14 protein-coding genes are annotated in these 17,717 nt (G+C 58.9%); 11 read left to right on the plus strand and 3 right to left on the minus strand.

What is annotated here, in order from left to right:
• Positions 1 to 5: 5 nt before the first annotated feature.
• The 5 genes from ACQ66M_RS05675 (at position 6) to ACQ66M_RS05695 (ending at position 6,538) form a co-directional block, all read left to right on the plus strand.
• Complete coding sequence (locus ACQ66M_RS05675) at positions 6 to 1,637, plus strand: tetratricopeptide repeat-containing sulfotransferase family protein (protein WP_430402459.1); 1,632 nt, start codon at positions 6 to 8, stop codon at positions 1,635 to 1,637.
• 275 nt (positions 1,638 to 1,912) lie between these two features.
• The gene (locus tag ACQ66M_RS05680) at positions 1,913 to 4,219 is read left to right on the plus strand and encodes a TonB-dependent receptor (protein ID WP_430402461.1); all 2,307 of its coding nucleotides are present in this window, start codon (positions 1,913 to 1,915) and stop codon (positions 4,217 to 4,219) included.
• 148 nt (positions 4,220 to 4,367) lie between these two features.
• Positions 4,368 to 5,084 (plus strand): SDR family oxidoreductase, encoded by a 717-nt coding sequence (locus ACQ66M_RS05685; protein WP_430402463.1) that lies wholly within the window; start codon positions 4,368 to 4,370, stop codon positions 5,082 to 5,084.
• Between the two features lie 16 nt (positions 5,085 to 5,100).
• Positions 5,101 to 6,081: an NADPH:quinone reductase gene (locus ACQ66M_RS05690; protein WP_430405124.1), complete on the plus strand. Its 981-nt coding sequence runs from the start codon at positions 5,101 to 5,103 to the stop codon at positions 6,079 to 6,081.
• 7 nt (positions 6,082 to 6,088) lie between these two features.
• Positions 6,089 to 6,538 (plus strand): DUF3237 domain-containing protein, encoded by a 450-nt coding sequence (locus ACQ66M_RS05695; RefSeq protein WP_430402465.1) that lies wholly within the window; start codon positions 6,089 to 6,091, stop codon positions 6,536 to 6,538.
• 47 nt (positions 6,539 to 6,585) lie between these two features.
• Here ACQ66M_RS05695 and ACQ66M_RS05700 read toward each other — a convergent pair whose 3' ends face one another.
• Both ACQ66M_RS05700 and ACQ66M_RS05705 read right to left on the minus strand, forming a co-directional pair.
• Positions 6,586 to 7,005: an acyl-CoA thioesterase gene (locus ACQ66M_RS05700; RefSeq protein WP_430402467.1), complete on the minus strand. Its 420-nt coding sequence runs from the start codon at positions 7,003 to 7,005 to the stop codon at positions 6,586 to 6,588.
• The gene (locus tag ACQ66M_RS05705) at positions 7,002 to 7,919 is read right to left on the minus strand and encodes a 3-keto-5-aminohexanoate cleavage protein (RefSeq protein ID WP_430402469.1); all 918 of its coding nucleotides are present in this window, start codon (positions 7,917 to 7,919) and stop codon (positions 7,002 to 7,004) included. Before ACQ66M_RS05705 ends, ACQ66M_RS05700 begins: the two co-directional genes overlap by 4 nt.
• A gap of 1,093 nt (positions 7,920 to 9,012) precedes the next feature.
• Here ACQ66M_RS05705 and ACQ66M_RS05710 point away from each other — a divergent pair.
• Positions 9,013 to 11,784 (plus strand): TonB-dependent receptor, encoded by a 2,772-nt coding sequence (locus ACQ66M_RS05710; RefSeq protein ID WP_430402471.1) that lies wholly within the window; start codon positions 9,013 to 9,015, stop codon positions 11,782 to 11,784.
• A gap of 125 nt (positions 11,785 to 11,909) precedes the next feature.
• Here the strand turns inward: ACQ66M_RS05710 and ACQ66M_RS05715 are convergent, their stop codons facing one another.
• Entirely contained in the window at positions 11,910 to 12,650 is a 741-nt protein-coding gene (locus tag ACQ66M_RS05715; protein ID WP_430402473.1) for a hypothetical protein, read from the minus strand.
• Positions 12,651 to 12,795: 145 nt separating this feature from the next.
• Here ACQ66M_RS05715 and ACQ66M_RS05720 point away from each other — a divergent pair, with 145 nt between their 5' ends.
• From ACQ66M_RS05720 to ACQ66M_RS05740, 5 genes are read left to right on the plus strand one after another with little or no spacing between them, the layout of a single operon-like run.
• Positions 12,796 to 13,716 carry an oxygenase MpaB family protein gene (locus ACQ66M_RS05720; protein ID WP_430402475.1) on the plus strand — a complete coding sequence of 307 codons (921 nt, stop codon included), beginning with the start codon at positions 12,796 to 12,798 and terminating at the stop codon, positions 13,714 to 13,716.
• 19 nt (positions 13,717 to 13,735) lie between these two features.
• Positions 13,736 to 14,941, plus strand: a complete 1,206-nt coding sequence (locus ACQ66M_RS05725) for an acyl-CoA dehydrogenase family protein (RefSeq protein WP_430402477.1) — start codon at positions 13,736 to 13,738, stop codon at positions 14,939 to 14,941.
• A 24-nt stretch (positions 14,942 to 14,965) separates the two neighbouring features.
• Positions 14,966 to 15,754: a glutathione S-transferase family protein gene (locus ACQ66M_RS05730; RefSeq protein WP_430402479.1), complete on the plus strand. Its 789-nt coding sequence runs from the start codon at positions 14,966 to 14,968 to the stop codon at positions 15,752 to 15,754.
• A gap of 45 nt (positions 15,755 to 15,799) precedes the next feature.
• Positions 15,800 to 16,777 carry an NAD(P)H-dependent flavin oxidoreductase gene (locus tag ACQ66M_RS05735; protein WP_350172639.1) on the plus strand — a complete coding sequence of 326 codons (978 nt, stop codon included), beginning with the start codon at positions 15,800 to 15,802 and terminating at the stop codon, positions 16,775 to 16,777.
• A 17-nt stretch (positions 16,778 to 16,794) separates the two neighbouring features.
• Positions 16,795 to 17,655 (plus strand): enoyl-CoA hydratase-related protein, encoded by an 861-nt coding sequence (locus ACQ66M_RS05740; RefSeq protein ID WP_430402481.1) that lies wholly within the window; start codon positions 16,795 to 16,797, stop codon positions 17,653 to 17,655.
• The last annotated feature ends 62 nt before the right edge of the window (positions 17,656 to 17,717 follow it).

Below are 17,717 nucleotides of genomic sequence, written 5' to 3' on the forward strand. Positions count from 1 at the left end.
CCATCATGACAGATGTTTCTCCAGATGTGCGCCTTGCAGAGGCCGACGCCCTGCGGGCCGCCGGTCACCCGGAACTGATCGAGGCAGCCAGTCACATGCTGGCTGGAGCTTTCGGCAAGGCCGAGCCCCTCTGCCGCATCGTTCTCAAACGCGACCCGCTCGACGTCAATGCAATGCGCCTTCTCGCAGAAATCGGAATGGAGGTCGGTCGCCTTGAAGATGCGGAATCCCTGCTGGAGCGGGCGCTCGAACTTGCACCTGATTTTCGCCTGGCGCGCGGCAGCTATGCCAATGTCCTCGGACGGCGCGGAAAATTCGAAGCGGCACTGGCGGAACTCGATGCGCTGCTCGCCGCAGATCCAGCGCATCCGGGGTATCTCATCCTGAAAGCCAATACGCTGGTACGGATTGGCGATCATCTCAGCGCCATCGCCATTTACCGCGATGTCCTGTCGCGGGTTCCGGCGACTGCGGGCGTGCAGATGAGCCTTGGGCACAGTCTAAAGACGGTTGGAGATCAGGACGGAGCCATTGCAGCCTATAACAGCGCACGCGCGATGCGGGATGATCTCGGTGATGCCTATTGGAGCCTTGCCAATCTCAAGACATTCCGGTTTTCGGACGAGGATATCGACGCCATGCGCCGTTCCGCGGCGCGCGAGACCGTTGACCGGGAAGACTATTACCATCTCGCCTTTGCGCTCGGCAAAGCCCTCGAAGACCGCACTGAGTTCGAGGAATCGTTCATCTGGTACCGGCGCGGCAATGCCATCAAACGTCGCCTCATCACCTATAGTGCTGATGACAACCAGTCGGACATGGCCCGGATATCTGACTATTTCACGCCGGATGTGTTCGACGCCCGATCGAATGCCGGCTGCCAGAGCCGCGCGCCGATCTTTATCGTCGGCCTGCCCCGCGCCGGCTCGACGCTCCTCGAACAAATCCTTGCCAGCCATAGTCAGGTCGAAGGCACGCAGGAATTGCCCGATATCATATCCATCGCGCGCCGGATTGCGGACAAGAAGCGTGCAGGTGATCCGTCCAATTACCCGAACGGCCTGAGCGGTCTAACGGATTCAGACCTCACCGCACTCGGCGAGGAATACATCGAGCGCACCCGCATTCATCGCACCGATGCGCCCTTCTTCATCGACAAGATGCCGAACAATTTCGCGCATGTCGGCCTGATCCGCCTGATCCTTCCCAATGCGACGATCGTCGATGCGAGACGACATCCCCTGGCCTGCTGCTTTAGCGGTTACAAGCAACTCTTCGCCAAGGGCCAGCATTTCACTTACAATCTCACAGATATTGGACGCTACTACGCTGACTATGTCGGGCTGATGAGGCATTGGCAAAATGTCCTTCCTGCTCATGTCCTGCATGTCCAGTATGAGGACGTTGTCGCCGATACGGAAATCCAGGTTCGCCGCCTGCTCGATCATTGCGGGCTGCCCTTCGAAGGCGCCTGCCTGCGCTTCTATGAGAACCGGCGCGCTGTTAAGACCGCCAGTTCGGAACAGGTTCGCCAGCCCATCTTCACGTCCGGGCTCGATCAGTGGGAAAATTATGAGCCCTGGCTCGCCCCGCTGAAAACGGCTCTAGGCGAAACGCTGCAAACCTATAAGCAATAGAAATTATTGCCCTCCCGACGCCAGCGTGAGCTCCAATTCCCCATAGATGATGCAGGAAGCAAAATCCGACTACGCCCGAATTCGCCAAGCTCATGAATTCCATTCATGCGTCGGTGACAAATGATCTTTTGTCTTCTGGCGGGTGCAAGACTAGCCATTGATCACGGGGTGAACGTCCGCGCGGCTTTTTGCGGCGGCGTCCAGACGACCCGGGGAAACGTTCAGGCAGCTTCCGCACCGAAACATCGGGCCAGCTGCACTAGGGAGGAAACAAGATGTCATATCAGATGTGGACCAGCCGACAGCGCCTTCTCGCTCAGGCATCGGCATTCGTAATCGCGAGCGTGGTTGTCACCACTCCGGCCGTCGCGCAGGAAGATAGTGGCGAGGCGCCTTCAACAATGAAGCTCCAAACCGTGACCGTCACAGCGCAAAAGCGTACTGAAAACCTGCAGGATGTTCCAGCCAGCCTTCAGGTTCTTGACGGTTCGCAACTCGCGGCTCAAGGCGTCACGAATTTTGAAGACTATGTTGCGCTCCTCCCGAGCGTATCCTTCGCCGGTCAGGGCCCAGGCAACTCCCAGGTCTTCATGCGCGGTATCTCCTCAGGCGGTGATGGCAACAAATCCGGCTCGAGCCCGAGTGTTGCGGTCTATCTCGACGACCAGCCCGTCACCACAATTGGCCGGGTTCTGGATGTTCACATGTATGACATCGCGCGGGTCGAAGCGGTCGCCGGCCCCCAAGGCACCCTGTATGGCGCAGGCTCTCAGGCAGGTACGCTGCGGATTATTACCAACGCACCGAGCAGCGCGGGTTTTGAATCCGGTTATGATTTGTCGGTGGGCACGACCAAGGAAGGAAGCGAAAGTTACTCGGCCGAAGGCTTCGTGAACCTGCCCATCGGTGAAAAAGCCGCGCTTCGCATCGTCGGTTGGCACTCAAAGGACGGCGGCTATATCGACAATGTTCCGGCAACGACAGCTTTCACTTTCGGCAACATCACAGTCGACAATGCGCCCTTCGTTGAAGAGGATTTCAACACAGAGGAAAACACAGGCGCGCGCGCGGCCCTCAAGATCGACCTCAACGAAAACTGGACGGCAACGGCAAAAGTCATGCACCAGAACCAGAAGACCAATGGTGTCTGGGACCATGACCCGGAAGACATCGGCGATCTTGAAGTAGTTCGCTTCTTTGATGACAGCGGTCAGGACAAATTCACTCAGGCCGGTCTCTCGGTCGAGGGCAAGATCGGCGGACTACAGCTCACCTATGCCGGATCCTATCTCGACCGCGAAGTCGACTATAATGTCGACTATTCTGCTTACGCCGAGTACTCCGCCTACATCCCATATTACACATGCTACAGCTCCGGCACCCTGGATGAAGCCACCTGTACCGATCCGCGCATCCAGTATGACAGCGATGACAAGTACAAGACGATGACGCACGAGCTGCGCATTCAGAATGACGAGTCCGAACGCCTCCGCTTTATCGCCGGCCTTTTCTATCAGGACGCCGAACACGACTATCTGAACGTCTGGCACATCCCGACCATCCCGGCCGATCGAAGCGTGAATGCCAATTCACAACTCAGCGGCTATCCCGATGATGCTTATTTCATAACCGACCAGGTCCGCAACGAGAAGGAAACCGCCATCTTTGGGGAGGTGTCCTTCGATTTCACCGAAAAGCTGACCGGCACGTTTGGCGCACGCTTTTTCGAAACGGACAGCGACCTGAAAGGAGCCGTCGGCACCCTCTTCTCCGGCAGCCCACTCATTGACCTGTCATCTGGAGAAAGTGGTGAGGTCTTCAAAGGTAATCTCAGCTACAATTTCACACCGGATGTTCTGGTCTATGTGACCTATTCGGAGGGCTTCCGTCCGGGCGGAAATAACCGCGCCTCCACCTCCAACATACCTCCAGTCTACATGTCTGACCTGATCACAAACTATGAGGCCGGCTGGAAGACGACTTTCTGGGATGGCAGGGCGCGTTGGAATGGCGCCATCTTCAACATGGACTGGGATGATATTCAGATCACCCGCTTCGATCCGGCTGAATCCTTCCTTGGTCTAACGGCGAACGTCGGCACGGCCAGATCACGTGGCATCGAGACGGACTTCTCTGTGCTCGTGTCTGAAGGTTTCCAGATCAACGGGGCCGCATCCTGGATCGAGGCCGAACTGACGGAAGACTATATCCGTAACCTGTCGACCCAGAACGTCGATGCCCCCGCAGGAACGGAGCTCCCCGACATTCCGAAATTCAAACTAGCCTTGACCGGCCGGTACGAATTTGAATTCATGGGCGAAGATGCATTCGCGCAAGGCAGCTATCGCTATGTCGGCGAACGCTACAATGACCTGTTCGTGGCAGCACGCCAGAAGCAGGACGCCTACTCAATCATCAACGTCTCGACGGGAATTGATAGAGACACTTGGGGCGCCAGCCTCTACGTCACCAACCTCGCGGATGAGAGAGCTGAGCTCAATCGCAACGCTGCGACTTTCGATGAGCGCATCACAACCAATCGCCCCAGAACGATTGGCGTGAGCTTCTACCAACGCTTCTAGTGTTCCTCCCCTTATCCCCGCTCGTCCCTAATGGGGCAGGCGGGGATACTCAAACGACAGAGCGCACTGCATGTTTTCCGGCTCATTCTCTCTCCTTCAAAACAAGCGCATTGTCATCACAGCCGGTGCCAATGGCATAGGCCTTTCGATGGCACGCTGCTTTCTCGAACAAGGTGCCACTGTCTGCATTTGTGACCAGGATGGCACCGCAGTTGCGGCGCTCAATGGAAGCCATAACAAGCTTCACGGATTTGAAGTTGACGTCGCCGATCCATCCGCTGTCCAATCTTTTTTCGAGGCTTCAGAGCGGACGATGGGCGGAATGGATATTCTCGTGAACAATGCGGGTATTGCAGGCCCTACTGCACTTTGCGAGGAGGTCTCCATTGAAGACTGGCGCCGCACGATCGATGTTGACCTCAACGCCCAATTCTATTGCACCAAGTACGCAATTCCCATGCTGAAAGCATCCGGTGGTGGCTCGATTGTCATGATGGCCTCCAACGCTGCCCTGTTCGGCTACCCACTGCGTTCTCCTTATACAGCCGCCAAATGGGCACTGATTGGCCTGACAAAGACCCTTGCCATGGAACTTGGACCGCACGGCATCCGGGTTAACGCACTCTGCCCCTGTAGTGTCGAAGGCCCGAGGATTGACGGCGTAATCGAGCGCGAAGCGGCCAATCGCGGCGTGTCTGCCGCCAAGGTGCGAGAAGATTATCAAAGACAAAGTTCTCTCAGGACATTTGTCAGCCCTGGAGACGTTGCCGCGATGGCCTTGTTCCTCGTGTCAGACCTTGGTGCCAAGATTTCCGGCCAGGCGATCGGCGTGGATGGCCACACGGAATCGCTCGCGCAACTTTGAATACGAGGAAATGACGATGAAAGCTGTCTGGTATGAAGCGACGGGCGCCGCTCAGGATGTCTTGGGATTCGGAGACTTGCCACAGCCTGTGGCCGGTCCGGGAGAGGTCCTCGTCAGGGTCAAGACATCGGGCGTGAACCCCTCAGATGTCAAATCCCGCGCCGGATTGCGGGGCCCCATCCCCTTTCCACGCGTCATACCTCACTCGGACGGGGCAGGAACAATCGAGGCCGTGGGCGAAGGTGTTGACACGTCCCGGAACGGCGAGCGTGTCTGGATCTGGAATGCGGCCTGGCGCCGTGCCTTTGGAACGTGCTCTGAGCTAGTGGCTATTCCAAGCGCACAGGCAGTCCCCCTGCCCGATAATACAGGCTTTGATGCGGGCGCCTGCCTCGGCATTCCGGCGAGCACCGCCTATCATGGCGTGTTTTCCGACGGAACTGTCGAAGGTCAGACAATCCTGGTCACTGGTGGCGCAGGCGCTGTCGGCCACTATGCGATCCAGTTCGCCAAATATGGCGGCGCGCAAGTCATAACGACGGTAAGCGGCGACACAAAAGCTGCCCACGCCAAGACCGCTGGCGCAGATCATGTGATCAATTACAAAACGGAGTCTGTCCACGAGAAGGTTTTGGACCTGACGCATGGCGCAGGCGTGGACCGTGTCATCGAAGTCGAATTTGGTGGCAATCTGGCCGAGATCGCCCCGGTCCTGAAAGCCGGCGCCGTTATTGCGACCTATGGCTCCATGGCGGCCCCCAATCCAGCCATTCCATTCTATGATCTGATGTTCAAGAACGTCACCCTCAAGATGTATCTCGTCTACCTTCTCAGCGAAGCTGCCCGAAAGCAAACCGTCGAGGGCGTCAATGCCGCGCTCGCAAGCGGCAAGATATCTCATGCCATTGCGAAACGTGTGCCGCTCAAAGAAACCGCGCGAGCGCATGAACTTGTCGAAGCGACGAGTGAGATGGGCAATATCATCATCGAAATATAGGCTGTCCGTGCAACTCGTGCCCCTTCTCACATTTCGGAATACGCTATCAGCCGTTCAATCCATCGGGGAGACCCCGTTCGGGCATCGGATTACCTACATTATCGGCGAGGGCAGCTTCGAGGGCGAACGCTTGCGCGGTCGCATCCTACCGGGTGGCGGAGACTGGTTGAACCGTGGATCTGGCGGCCTTGCCCGGCTCGACGTACGCAAGACTTTCAAGACCGACGATGAGGCCCTGATTCATGTAAGTTACACGGGCCTCTACAAATTCAGCGACGGCGTCACAGCCCGGCTCGCTTCCGGTCACGATTGCGAGTTTGGCGACACGCTTTTTCTCGCACAAATCCAGTTCGAGACGAGCCACGCACGGTACGCCTGGTTGAATGAAACCCTCGCGATCGGTGAGGGACGTGAGACCCGGGCGGGTGTCGAATACCGTGTTTGCGCAGTCCAGTAATTGGGACCGTCTTATTCTCCCTCGACGCTTACCGCTTTCAAGAAAGACTAACCGGCCTCGCCAGTCGGCAGGAAGGCTTGCGCGCGTGCGCGCAACGCGTCTGGGATATTGATAGCCTGGCGCGTTGTAAGATCAAAATACACCGAGATGCTCTCCAGAGCAGCAGCGATTACCCCCTTCGTGAGATTGTGCAGTTCATAGTCTACCGTGATCGACTTCCCGCCAATTTTCGCCAGTGATCCGCGCACTTCCAAAAGGTCGCCCGCAGCCACCTCGTCTTTGTATGCGATTGTGTGTTTCACATCTGCCCATCCGGGCCCACCCGCCGTTCCGGGCGCCCAGCCGAACACTTCACTCAGGAAATGGTAGGAGGCGTCATCAAACATTGCCACATAGTGGCGCGTCGTCATGTGCCCCATCACATCACAAAGCCAAGGATGCGCAACGCCTTTATAAACTGAGATCATGCCGATTTTCTTACCAGTGCAGGCTGCGACTGCTTCTTCAGGTTCAGCGTCTTGCGCGCTTCAGACGGCGACTGGATCGTTGCGCCCATTTTCTCGACGATTGAGCGTGCTCGCTCGACCAGTTGCGGATTTGAGGCAAGCTGCCCCTTCTGCAGGTAAAGATTGTCTTCTAGGCCGACGCGGACATGGCCGCCCAGCAGCGCCGCCTGCGCCACCATTGGCATTTCGTCCACACCCAGCCCGAAGCCCGCCCAATTTGCACCTTCGGGAAGGTTATCGACCATGGTCATGAAATTGCGCGGTGTCGCTTCAGCCGCCCACCGCACGCCCATACAGACCTGAAAGAGTGGCGGGGAATCCAGTAGTCCTTCTTTTTGCATTTGCTTGGCAAACCAGATGTGGCCAAGGTCGAACACTTCAAGCTCTGGCTTCACGCCAACCTTTTGGAGGCGTTTCGCACCAAGACGCAGCATGTCCGGAGTCGACACATAGACATAATTTCCACCCGGATAATTGAATGAACCGCAATCCAGCGAGCAGATTTCCGGCAAGAGCGCTTCAACATGCTCCATGCGCTCAATCTGCCCGACCAGATCTGTCTCACTTTCAAAAACCAGCGGGTCTTCGTCGGGACCAAGATAAAGGTCGCCACCCATGCCAGTTGTCAGATTGATGACAACATCCGTTTCAGCATCCCTGATGCGATCAACGACTTCACGATAGAGCGAGACATCCCGGCTTGGCGCTCCTGTGCCAGGGTCGCGCACATGAATATGCGCAACGGCAGCACCAGCCTTTGCAGCCTCGATAGACGCATGGGCAATCTCTTTTGGTGTCACAGGGACATGGGGCGAGCGATCTGCCGTATCTCCCGAGCCGGTAACGGCGCAGGTAATTATGATATTGCGATTCATAAATCTGTTTCGATCACCGAAGCGACCGCCTTTTGTTTCGCCGCTAAGAGTCCTGCGCAAACATGCTCATGATGGAAGAGACAAAAACTCCGCCCGCATAAGAAAAACGCTGAAACTTGGCGTGCATTCGTGTTCTCAAAGCCTGTGCCTAAGGTTCAGGTAAACGCACGCTTCCGGCAAGCGGCCTCTATGATACTTTGACCATAGAATGATTTTGCACTTTGATTCAACCGGGCGTCCCGGCGCCGAATAGATATTTGCATTCGAATGCACACATCGATCATTCTGAACTGAAGCGGCAAATACCAGAGAAGTTAAACTGCCAAGATATTGTGGCAATTGGTGACAATCGTCCGCATCCGACGGATCGGACGCGTCTGACATGCTTGATCTTTGGGCATTTGAGCTGGGTCAGGGCCCTTCCTGCCATCTGCCCACTCAATGAGATCATCATCGCGTCGCATTAAAAGGCCAGGAACCGGCTCGATTGCGCGAAGGCCACCTTCCCCGATGGGGACATCTGGCATCAAATCAACTGACGCGGCGCTAGCGGTCACCTACCGGCCCAGTTAAAGACGCTAAGGTCAATGCAAGACAGATCGTCTTCATCCGCGATGAGGCCTTTTCAACATTCGCCCCACTTAGCGACGAGACAGGAAATCACGACTTAGTAGGGCTACCGACATTTCGGCGGCGCACACGGAGCGCATGCGAATACACGTAACACAATGTTTATAAACGTTATATTGCGCAATCAATCATGCGCGAGATGGAAATTGTGTGGGTCCGGTTGCATGGCATGCCGGCAGGGCTCTTCAGCAAACAGTCATCGCGCCGTGTGGCCCCGCTTGAGCAGGATTTCTTGCCCCACATCTGACATTGGATGTTGAGCAATCGTCCATGGGACAGCAGCCGGGCAGTCAGCAGGCGGCAATCACCTGGCCCGCTCCCATTCCATGTAATCAGGTGTGATTTTTATATGACACCCTGAATGTAGTTATTTTAACACGCTTGAAATTTTTCCTGACTTGGGATGTCCCGAGAACTGACACCGGTGTCATAAGAGCGCTGGACATCGATAGGGAGAAAATCAATGAATCGTCAGACAAAATTCGGAATCTGTGCGGGCGTATCGCTCATAGCCCTCGTATCAGGTGGCTTTTCGGCCATCGCGCAGGAATCACAAGACAACCCAGCGGCCAATGCCGATGACGACCGGGTTCTCGATAGTGTCGTGGTAACCGGTTTCCGAAACTCGCTTGCTGAAGCCCTCGACGTAAAGCGCAACGCCTCTGGTGTTGTTGACGCCATCGTCGCGGAAGACATCGCCGCCTTCCCGGACCTGAACCTTGCTGAATCGCTTCAGCGTATCTCCGGCGTGTCGATCGACCGCGTCGGCGGCGAAGGCCGCCAGATCACCGTCCGCGGACTGGGAGCCGACTTCACGCGCATTCGCATCAACGGCATGGAAGCGCTCGCAACCACTGGCGCATCGGATTCGTCCGGTGGCTCGAACCGCGGCCGCGGCTTCGACTTCAACACATTCGCATCGGATCTGTTCAACGAGATCCGCGTGTCGAAAACGACATCCGCTGCACAGGAAGAAGGATCGCTCGGCGCAACCGTCGACCTGCTGACCGCGCAGCCTTTCGACTATGATTCCGGCCTCACGGCAGCCGGTTCGGCTCAAATGGGCTACAACGACCTGTCTGAAGAGACCAGTCCCCGCCTCGCCGGACTGCTTTCCTACCAGAATCCGGAAGGCAACTTTGGCGCGCTCCTGTCAGCGGCCTATTCCGACCGGACGATACTGGAGGAAGGCTTCTCGACCGTGCGCTGGCAGGATGGCAACTTCCGCTCTGTCAATGGCGCTGCCTGCCCGGCCGGACCGGACTGCGCGTCAATCGATACGAACTCGCTCGTCTATCACCCGCGCATTCCGCGCTATGGCCGCCTGACGCACGAACAGGAGCGCCTGGGCCTGACAGGGTCCATCCAGTTCCGTCCGACGGACCGCACAACCGTTTCGCTTGACGGACTTTACTCGCAGTTCGACGGCACGCGTCAGGAAGAGTATCTCGAAGTCTTCTTCCGCAGCCAGGAAGGCAGCATTGATGTCACCAACCCGGTCATCAATACCAGCAATAATACGCTGGAATCGGGCACGTTCACGATCAGCCCGAATGCAAACGGGACGCATCCGATCCGTTCCGAGGCGCGTTTTGACGAACTGACAACGGATTTCACGCAGGTCACGCTGAATGTCGATCATGAGTTCACGGACAGCCTGCGCGGCAATTTTCTCGTTGGAACCGTGGAATCCGAGTTCGACAATCCGGTTCAGACAACCATCTTCTTTGACGCGATTGGCGAAGTAACGGGGTACACCTACGATTTCAGCCAGGGCTCGCAAACACCGGCCATCGATTTCGGTTCGCTTGATGTGACGGATCCGAGCCAGTTTGCGTTCACCGAATTTCGTGATCGCCCGCAATCGGTCTCGAACTCCTTCGATACGGTTGCCGGCACGCTGGAATACGACCTGAATGACACGCTGACACTGTCAGGCGGTGTCAGCTTCAAGCAGTTCGAATTCAGCACGACAGAGGCGCGCCGCGAATCGACCTTTGGTTCGTCCGTATGTGGTCTTCCAGGCGTGACCTGCCCCGTCGGCGCGACCGGCCTGCCGATTACCGCAGACATTCTGTCTCCTGTCATGGGATTCGGAAGCGGACTTGGCGCGAGCGGCATCGACACCAGCTGGATATCCCCGAATGTCGCTGCAGCCGCTGCGCTGATCGGCGTCTACGGTATTCCTGGCGCCGTTCAGGCCGGCAATACCCGCAGCGTCAAGGAAGAAGACCTGGGCGGCTTTGCCCAGCTCGATTTCGAGACACAGCTTGGCACCATTCCGGTTCGCGGCAATGCCGGTGTTCGCTATGTCGAAACGACCGTCACATCCACCGGCAGTGTCAGCGGCACCACGGTAACCGTGGACCGCAGCTACGAGGATACGTTGCCTTCGCTCAACCTGACATTCGAAATGACGGAAGATTTCTACATTCGTCTGGGTGCAGCCAAAGTCATGGCGCGCCCTTCCCTGGGCAACCTCACACCCGGCGGTGCGCTGGACAGCTTTAACGGCCCGCCATTCCGCTACAATTCCGGCAATCCGGGGCTCGATCCCTTCCGCGCGAAAGCCTATGACGCATCGTTCGAATGGTACTTCTCGGAAGAGGGCCTCCTGGCACTCAGCGTTTTCCACAAGGATGTCGACAGTTTCTTCACGCGTTCGACCACCACGGAAGTGCCCTTCAGCCAGACCGGCCTGCCGGCATCGCTGCCGCCCGCATCAAGCCCGCTATTCAACCTGATCCAGGCCGGTGGCGATCCACTGGTCGAAATCGCCCAGGTCTCGAATGGCGGAAGCGCGAGCCTGCAAGGATTTGAACTGGCCTACCAGCAGCCCTTCACATTCCTGCCAGCGCCGTTCGACAATTTCGGTTTCCAGGGCAACTATACCTATGTTGACTCCGACGAAATCCTGGGCTTCTCGCCGAATGCCTACAATGCGACGCTCTATTATGAGGATGATCGTCTTTCGGCCCGCATCTCGGCAGCTTACCGTGACGCCTACCAGACGAACGCTCCGAACGCAGCCGGCCGCGACGAGCGCGGCTATGATGCGACCACGAACTTGGACTTCGCATCATCCTACAAGCTCACCGACAGTATCGACGTGACGTTTGAAGCGATCAATCTGACCGATGAATTCGAACAGCAGATCTTCGACACGGCTGATCTGGTGAACGTTTACCACCACACGGGCCGCGAATTCCTGTTTGGTGTCCGCTACAAGTATTAGGGGACTTCCTCCTTCCCCTGATCATGCGCCCCGGCACGCGTTAAAACGTGTCGGGGCGCTTTCATTTGGCCATTTCGCTTTTCATCGCTGCCTGACCACGCCTTGCAGTCGCGCGGCCGGCCCTTTCAGGCCGTCCTGTCCTCCATCATGGAGATGGCGTGCGCGGAATCCTTGCGGACCACAATATGCGCCTTGTCGCGAAGCGGCTGGATATGGTCGCGCAGGTTGGGCAGGTTGACCCCGTCCCAGACCGTCTTGGCGAAGGCGCGCAGCTCAGGCTCGCTCATGTGAAGCCACTGGGCATAGAATGAGGATGGGTCGGTTCGCGCAGCATTCCAGAATCCGACGAAGCGTTCGACATACCAGTATTCAAGATCGGCTTCTGAGGCATTGAGATAGACCAGCACGTCCGGCTCGCCGGCCGGGCGCTCGGGCCGGGTGGGCGGCTGGAAGCCGAGGCCTTCGAGGATGAGCAGGTCCGGCAGCTGGACGGTGCGCGTCAGGGCGGGGTCAATGTCATATGTCTCGTGGCTGTGGGCCGGGAAAGCGGCCGCACCCTGCCGGACCTGAAGGAGCGCGCTCTCGAAGCCGTCGCGGTCATAGGTTTCCGGGAAGCCCTTGCGCATGAGCAGGCCCTGCGGTTCCAGAACGGCGTTCGGGAAGAGGAAGCCATCGGTCGAGACGGTCTCGACGCTGAGCGGGGGGCTTAGCGCATCAGCCACATTGCGGGCCAGTGTCGTCTTGCCGGCCGCGACAGAGCCAGTGAGGCCGACAATGCGAGCCGCAGCGCCGGACCGTAGATCGGCAAGGCGTTCGGCCAGTGCGGCAATGCCAGTGCCTTGATGAGTGGTCACGTCGCGGCTCATGCAGTTGATTCCCAGGCTTGCCCGCACAGCTTAGCGGCGGAGCACCAGGGAACCAACGGGAAAACGGCCCGCACGCGCCGCTTGGTGGCGTCCCCTTCCCCCTGTTAGATTGAAGAGGTACCGGACAGGTGAGGGACAGGTTAGTATGCTGGGCATGAAAACATATCTCGGATGGAAAGTGGATTTCCTGCAGCCTGCAGGCGAGTCGGCCTATGCGGGGCCGGACTCGGTCTCGTGGCGCGTGTTCAAGAACCCGGTTGCCCTGGGCGTGGGCGGTATTGCCGCTGTCCTGCTGGAATTTGCCGACGCGCGCATCCGCTCCGGCGTCTGGGATCATTCCACGTTCAAGACAGACCCCGTCGGCCGCTCGCGCCGCACCGGCATGGCGGCCATGGTCGGCGTCTACGGTCCACAGAGCGCCGCACGCCGGGTGATCCAGGGCGTCACAAACATGCACCGGCAGGTACACGGTGAAACGCCTTCGGGCGAGGCTTATTCGGCCATGGATGTGGAGCTGCTGGACTGGGTCAGCGCGACGGCGACCTATGGCTTCCTGACAGCCTATGACCAGTTTGTGGCGCCGGTCTCCGATGCCGACAAGACCCGCTTCTATGAGGAGGGCGAAGCGGTAGCCCGTCTCTATGGCGTGCAAAGCCCGTTGTGCAGCGAGGCCGATTTCCACGCAATGCTGGCTAAGCTGATGCCGCGATTCGAACCGCACCCGATCAATCGTGAATTCCTGGACATCATGAAGTCAGGCCGCGCCGCCAGAGGCGTGCCGAAGGGCCTGCAGAGCGCGGTCGTGAATGCGGCGGTATCGATCCTGCCAGTGGCCGTGCGCGAGCGACTTGATCTTGGGGCGGCGTACGACCTGCGTCCCAAGGGCGCTGCTACCGTGAAGGCCATGGGTGCCCTTGCGGAACGTCTGCCTTTACCCTCAAGTCCCGCGGGTCAGGCTTGTGTCAGGCTGGGACTTCCTGCCACATTTCTATGGAAGAGCCCTGAGAAACAGGCAAGTATGCGACACGCAATACAAGAGGGACGGGCCGCTTCACTGGCGCACTGATCCCCGGAGGAGCGGCAAAGTGAACCTGGATTTCCTTCCCGAAGAAGAAGCCTTTCGTGACGAGGTTCGCGCGTTCCTGGGCCGCGAACTGACGGCGGAGCTGCGCGCCTATGCGGCGCGCATGACGAGCGTCTATTCAGACAAGGAGACGGCGCTCGCCTGGCAGGCCATTCTCGTGAAACAGGGCTGGGCGGCGCCCGGCTGGCCGGTGGAATATGGCGGCTGCGACTGGACCGTGGCGCAGAGGTATATCTTTGACGTCGAGATGGCGCGGGCGGGGGCGCCTCCCCTCTCGCCAATGGGCATAGCGATGTGCGGTCCGGCGCTGATCGGCCATGGTACCAAGGCGCAGAAGGATTACTACCTGCCACGCATCCTTTCGGGCGAGGATTTCTGGTGCCAGGGCTATTCCGAGCCGCATGCCGGGTCTGACCTCGCCTCGCTGACCATGTCGGCAAGGGATGATGGCGACGCCTTCATCTGCAATGGCTCGAAGATCTGGACGACGCATGCGCATGAGGCGAACATGTGTTTCTGCCTCGTGCGCACCGATGCCAGCGGCAAGCCGCAACAGGGCATCACCTTCCTGCTGATCGACATGACAACGCCCGGCGTGCGCGTCGACCCGATTATCATGACCTCCGGCGAACATATCCAGAACGCGATCTTCTTCGATGATGTGCGTGTACCGAAGGCCAATGTTATCGGCAAGGTCAATGAGGGATGGACGGTCGCGAAATACCTGCTCGAGTTCGAGCGGGGCGGATCGAGCTATGGTCCTCGCCTGAAGGCACGTGTCGGGTCACTGCGCCGCAATGCGGCCGAGGCGGGCACGGGGCCGGACATGCTGGCCAGGCTGTCTCAGGCGGAAGCGGACGCCTCGGCGCTGGAAGCGGCCGAACTGATGATGATGTCGGAACTGTCAGGTGGCGGCACACCGGGCCTCAAGGCCTCGATGATGAAGATCAAGGGCACGGAACTCAGCCAGCGCCTCACTGAACTCGCGCTCGAGATTGCCGGCAACTGGGCCCGGCCGTTCCAGCCACACCATACGAACCCCGGTGGCGAAGTCGTCAACGCGCCATCAGGTTCCGCCGCGCTCGTCGGCCCGGAGAGCGCCGTGACGGTTTCTGCGAAATACCTGAATGACCGGGCAGGCTCGATCTATGCCGGCTCGAATGAAATCCAGCGCAACATCCTTGCCAAGGCCCAGCTCGGGCTTTGATCACATAACGGAGCAATAAACTGCATGCTCGTCCTCTATGAACATCCGCTGTCACCCTATGCCCAGAAGGTGAAGATCGCACTCAGGGAAAAGGGGCTCGAGTTTGACGTGCGCATGCCGGAAGGCATTGGCGCCGGGCATACGAAAGGCGAATTTGCCGATGCGAACCCGCGCCGTGAAGTGCCTGCCCTGATCGATGACGGTGTCGCGCTTTTCGATTCCACGGTGATCCTCGAATATATCGACGATAAATGGCCAGAACCCTCGCTGATGCCGAGTGCGCCGGAAGAGCGCGCCCGCATGCGCCAGATCGAAGACGTGATGGACACGCATTTCGAAGCGATCACATGGGGTCTCGGCGAGCTGCATTTCTTCAAACGCGGCGACGAGGCCCTGCGCAAGACAATCGAGACACATGCCGGGCGGCAGGTTGCCGGCTTCATGGCCTGGCTGGAAGGCGAGCTGGGCGACAATCACTGGTTCGGCGGGCACGAGTTTGGCCGAGGCGACCTCAGCGTCGTTCCCTATCTGAATGCCGCCGACGCCTTCGGCTTCAGGCCCGCTGAGGGCTCACCGCTGGCCGCCTGGATCGGCCGCGCCAATGCACGCGACAGCGTCAGCAAGACCGACGCGGAATCGCGCGCATCGATTGCCGGCATGCAGATGGTCAGCGCAGCAGTCGAATCCGGCCTGTTCAAACGCCAGTATCGCGACCACCGGCTCGAATGGATGATCAAGTCGGGCGGCATGGAGATCGTGCGGGACGGGCTGGAAAAACAGACCATCCGCTTCACCGATCACTGGGATACCTGAGACACGCAACACAGACCGCCCAATGCGGCAAAGGGAGACAACAAGATGCACATCAAGACACGCTTCACCGAGATGTTCGGTATCGAGCACCCAATCGTCCAGGGCGGCATGCAATGGGTCGGTTATGCCGAAATGGTCGCGCCTGTCGCCGAGGCGGGCGGACTCGGCTTCCTGACAGCGCTGACACAGCCGACGCCGGAAGATCTTGCGAAGGAAATCCAGCGCACGAAGGACATGACCGACAAGCCCTTCGGCGTGAACCTGACCATCCTGCCCGCGATTACACCCCCGCCCTATGCCGAATACCGCCAGGCCATCATCGAGGGCGGCATCAAGATCGTCGAGACCGCCGGCTACAAGCCGCAGGAGCATGTTGACCATTTCAAGCAGCACGGCATCAAGGTGATTCACAAGTGCACCGCTGTGCGCCATGCCCTTTCGGCTGAGCGCATGGGCGTGGACGCCATATCGATCGACGGTTTCGAATGCGCTGGCCACCCTGGCGAGGATGACATTCCCGGCCTCATCCTGATACCGGCAGCGGCCAACAAGGTGAAGATCCCGATGCTGGCATCCGGCGGCTTTGCCGATGGCCGCGGCCTGGTTGCCGCACTCGCGCTGGGTGCTGACGGCATCAACATGGGTACCCGCTTCTGCGTGACCAGGGAAGCACCCATCCATGAGAGCTTCAAGCGGCAGATGATGGAAAACAATGAGCGTGACACGAACCTCATATTCCGGACACTGCACAATACGGCCCGTGTAATGAAGAATGCAGTCAGCGATGAAGTGGTCGAGATCGAGCGCAAGGGCGGCGCCAAGTTCGAGGACGTCGTCCATCTCGTGGCCGGTGCGCGCGGCCGCAAGGCCATGGCCGAGGGCGATGCGGATGGCGGCATCTGGTCAGCGGGCATGGTGCAGGGCCTGATCGACGATATTCCGAGCGTCAAGGAGCTGATCGACCGCATAATGGCGGATGCGAATGACATCATCAATGACCGGCTCGCTGCGATGACCCGATAGGGCAAGGAGGATATGTGATGGCCTACGAGCAGATCCTTCTGGATAAGGATGGCCCGGCGGCCATCATCGCCCTCAACCGTCCGGAAAAATTGAACGCGTTCACCGCGCAGCTCGGCCGGGAACTGGCCGATGCCATCAATGCCTGTGACGCCGACGACGATGTGCGCGGCATCATCCTGACCGGGGCCGGGCGCCACTTCTGCGCAGGGGCGGACATTTCCGACGGGGCGTCCGCATTCGATACCAGGAGCGGCACCGGCGCGAAAAACTTCGGGACGCCAGAACCCGGGCAGAAACGCGATGGCGCAGGCTTCATCGGCGCGCTCTATAATTGCCGCAAGCCCGTGATCGCGGCCTTTAACGGGGCCGCCGTCGGCGTCGGCCTGACGCTGGCGCTGCCGACCGATATAAAGATTGCGTCGGAGAAAGCGAAATTCGGCTTCGTGTTTGCCCAGCGCGGCCTGCCGCCTGAGGCCGGAAGCGCCTGGTTCCTGCCCCAGCTTGTCGGCCTGCCGCAGGCGCTGCGCTGGTGCATGACCGGCCGCGTGTTCGACGCAGAGGAGGCCCTCGCAGGCGGCCTGATCAGCGAAATCCATCCGCCGGAAGACTTGCTGCCCGCTGCCAAGCGCATTGTGGCAGAGATTGCGAGCAACACGGCGCCGGTTTCGGTCGCGCTGGTGCGACAATTACTCTGGCGGTTCGGGCCGGCGGCGCATCCGTTTGACCTGCTCGAGGTCGACGGACAGTTCGCGCTGACTCTCGGATCCTCGCCCGACGTCAAGGAAGGCGTCACATCATTCCTCGAAAAACGCGCACCGCACTTTCCAGGAAAAGTCTCAGCCGACATGCCCGAAGGCTATCCCTGGTGGGACACCTGACCAGGCGCCGCGGTGACTTTAAAAAAAAGCGGCCACGATCCGGAAGGGATCGTGGCCGCGAT

It is taken from the genome of Hyphomonas sp., assembly GCF_965284475.1.
Lineage (GTDB): Bacteria > Pseudomonadota > Alphaproteobacteria > Caulobacterales > Hyphomonadaceae > Hyphomonas.

Coding starts and splice junctions, on each gene's coding strand:
- ACQ66M_RS05685 (WP_430402463.1), top strand. CDS start 4,368: ATGGCACGCTGCTTTCTCGAACAAGGTGCCACTGTCTGCATTTGTGAC.
- ACQ66M_RS05715 (WP_430402473.1), bottom strand. CDS start 12,650: ATGAGCCGCGACGTGACCACTCATCAAGGCACTGGCATTGCCGCACTG.
- ACQ66M_RS05700 (WP_430402467.1), bottom strand. CDS start 7,005: ATGATCTCAGTTTATAAAGGCGTTGCGCATCCTTGGCTTTGTGATGTG.
- ACQ66M_RS05740 (WP_430402481.1), top strand. CDS start 16,795: ATGGCCTACGAGCAGATCCTTCTGGATAAGGATGGCCCGGCGGCCATC.
- ACQ66M_RS05705 (WP_430402469.1), bottom strand. CDS start 7,919: ATGAATCGCAATATCATAATTACCTGCGCCGTTACCGGCTCGGGAGAT.
- ACQ66M_RS05680 (WP_430402461.1), top strand. CDS start 1,913: ATGTCATATCAGATGTGGACCAGCCGACAGCGCCTTCTCGCTCAGGCA.
- ACQ66M_RS05675 (WP_430402459.1), top strand. CDS start 6: ATGACAGATGTTTCTCCAGATGTGCGCCTTGCAGAGGCCGACGCCCTG.
- ACQ66M_RS05690 (WP_430405124.1), top strand. CDS start 5,101: ATGAAAGCTGTCTGGTATGAAGCGACGGGCGCCGCTCAGGATGTCTTG.
- ACQ66M_RS05730 (WP_430402479.1), top strand. CDS start 14,966: ATGCTCGTCCTCTATGAACATCCGCTGTCACCCTATGCCCAGAAGGTG.
- ACQ66M_RS05735 (WP_350172639.1), top strand. CDS start 15,800: ATGCACATCAAGACACGCTTCACCGAGATGTTCGGTATCGAGCACCCA.
- ACQ66M_RS05710 (WP_430402471.1), top strand. CDS start 9,013: ATGAATCGTCAGACAAAATTCGGAATCTGTGCGGGCGTATCGCTCATA.
- ACQ66M_RS05720 (WP_430402475.1), top strand. CDS start 12,796: ATGCTGGGCATGAAAACATATCTCGGATGGAAAGTGGATTTCCTGCAG.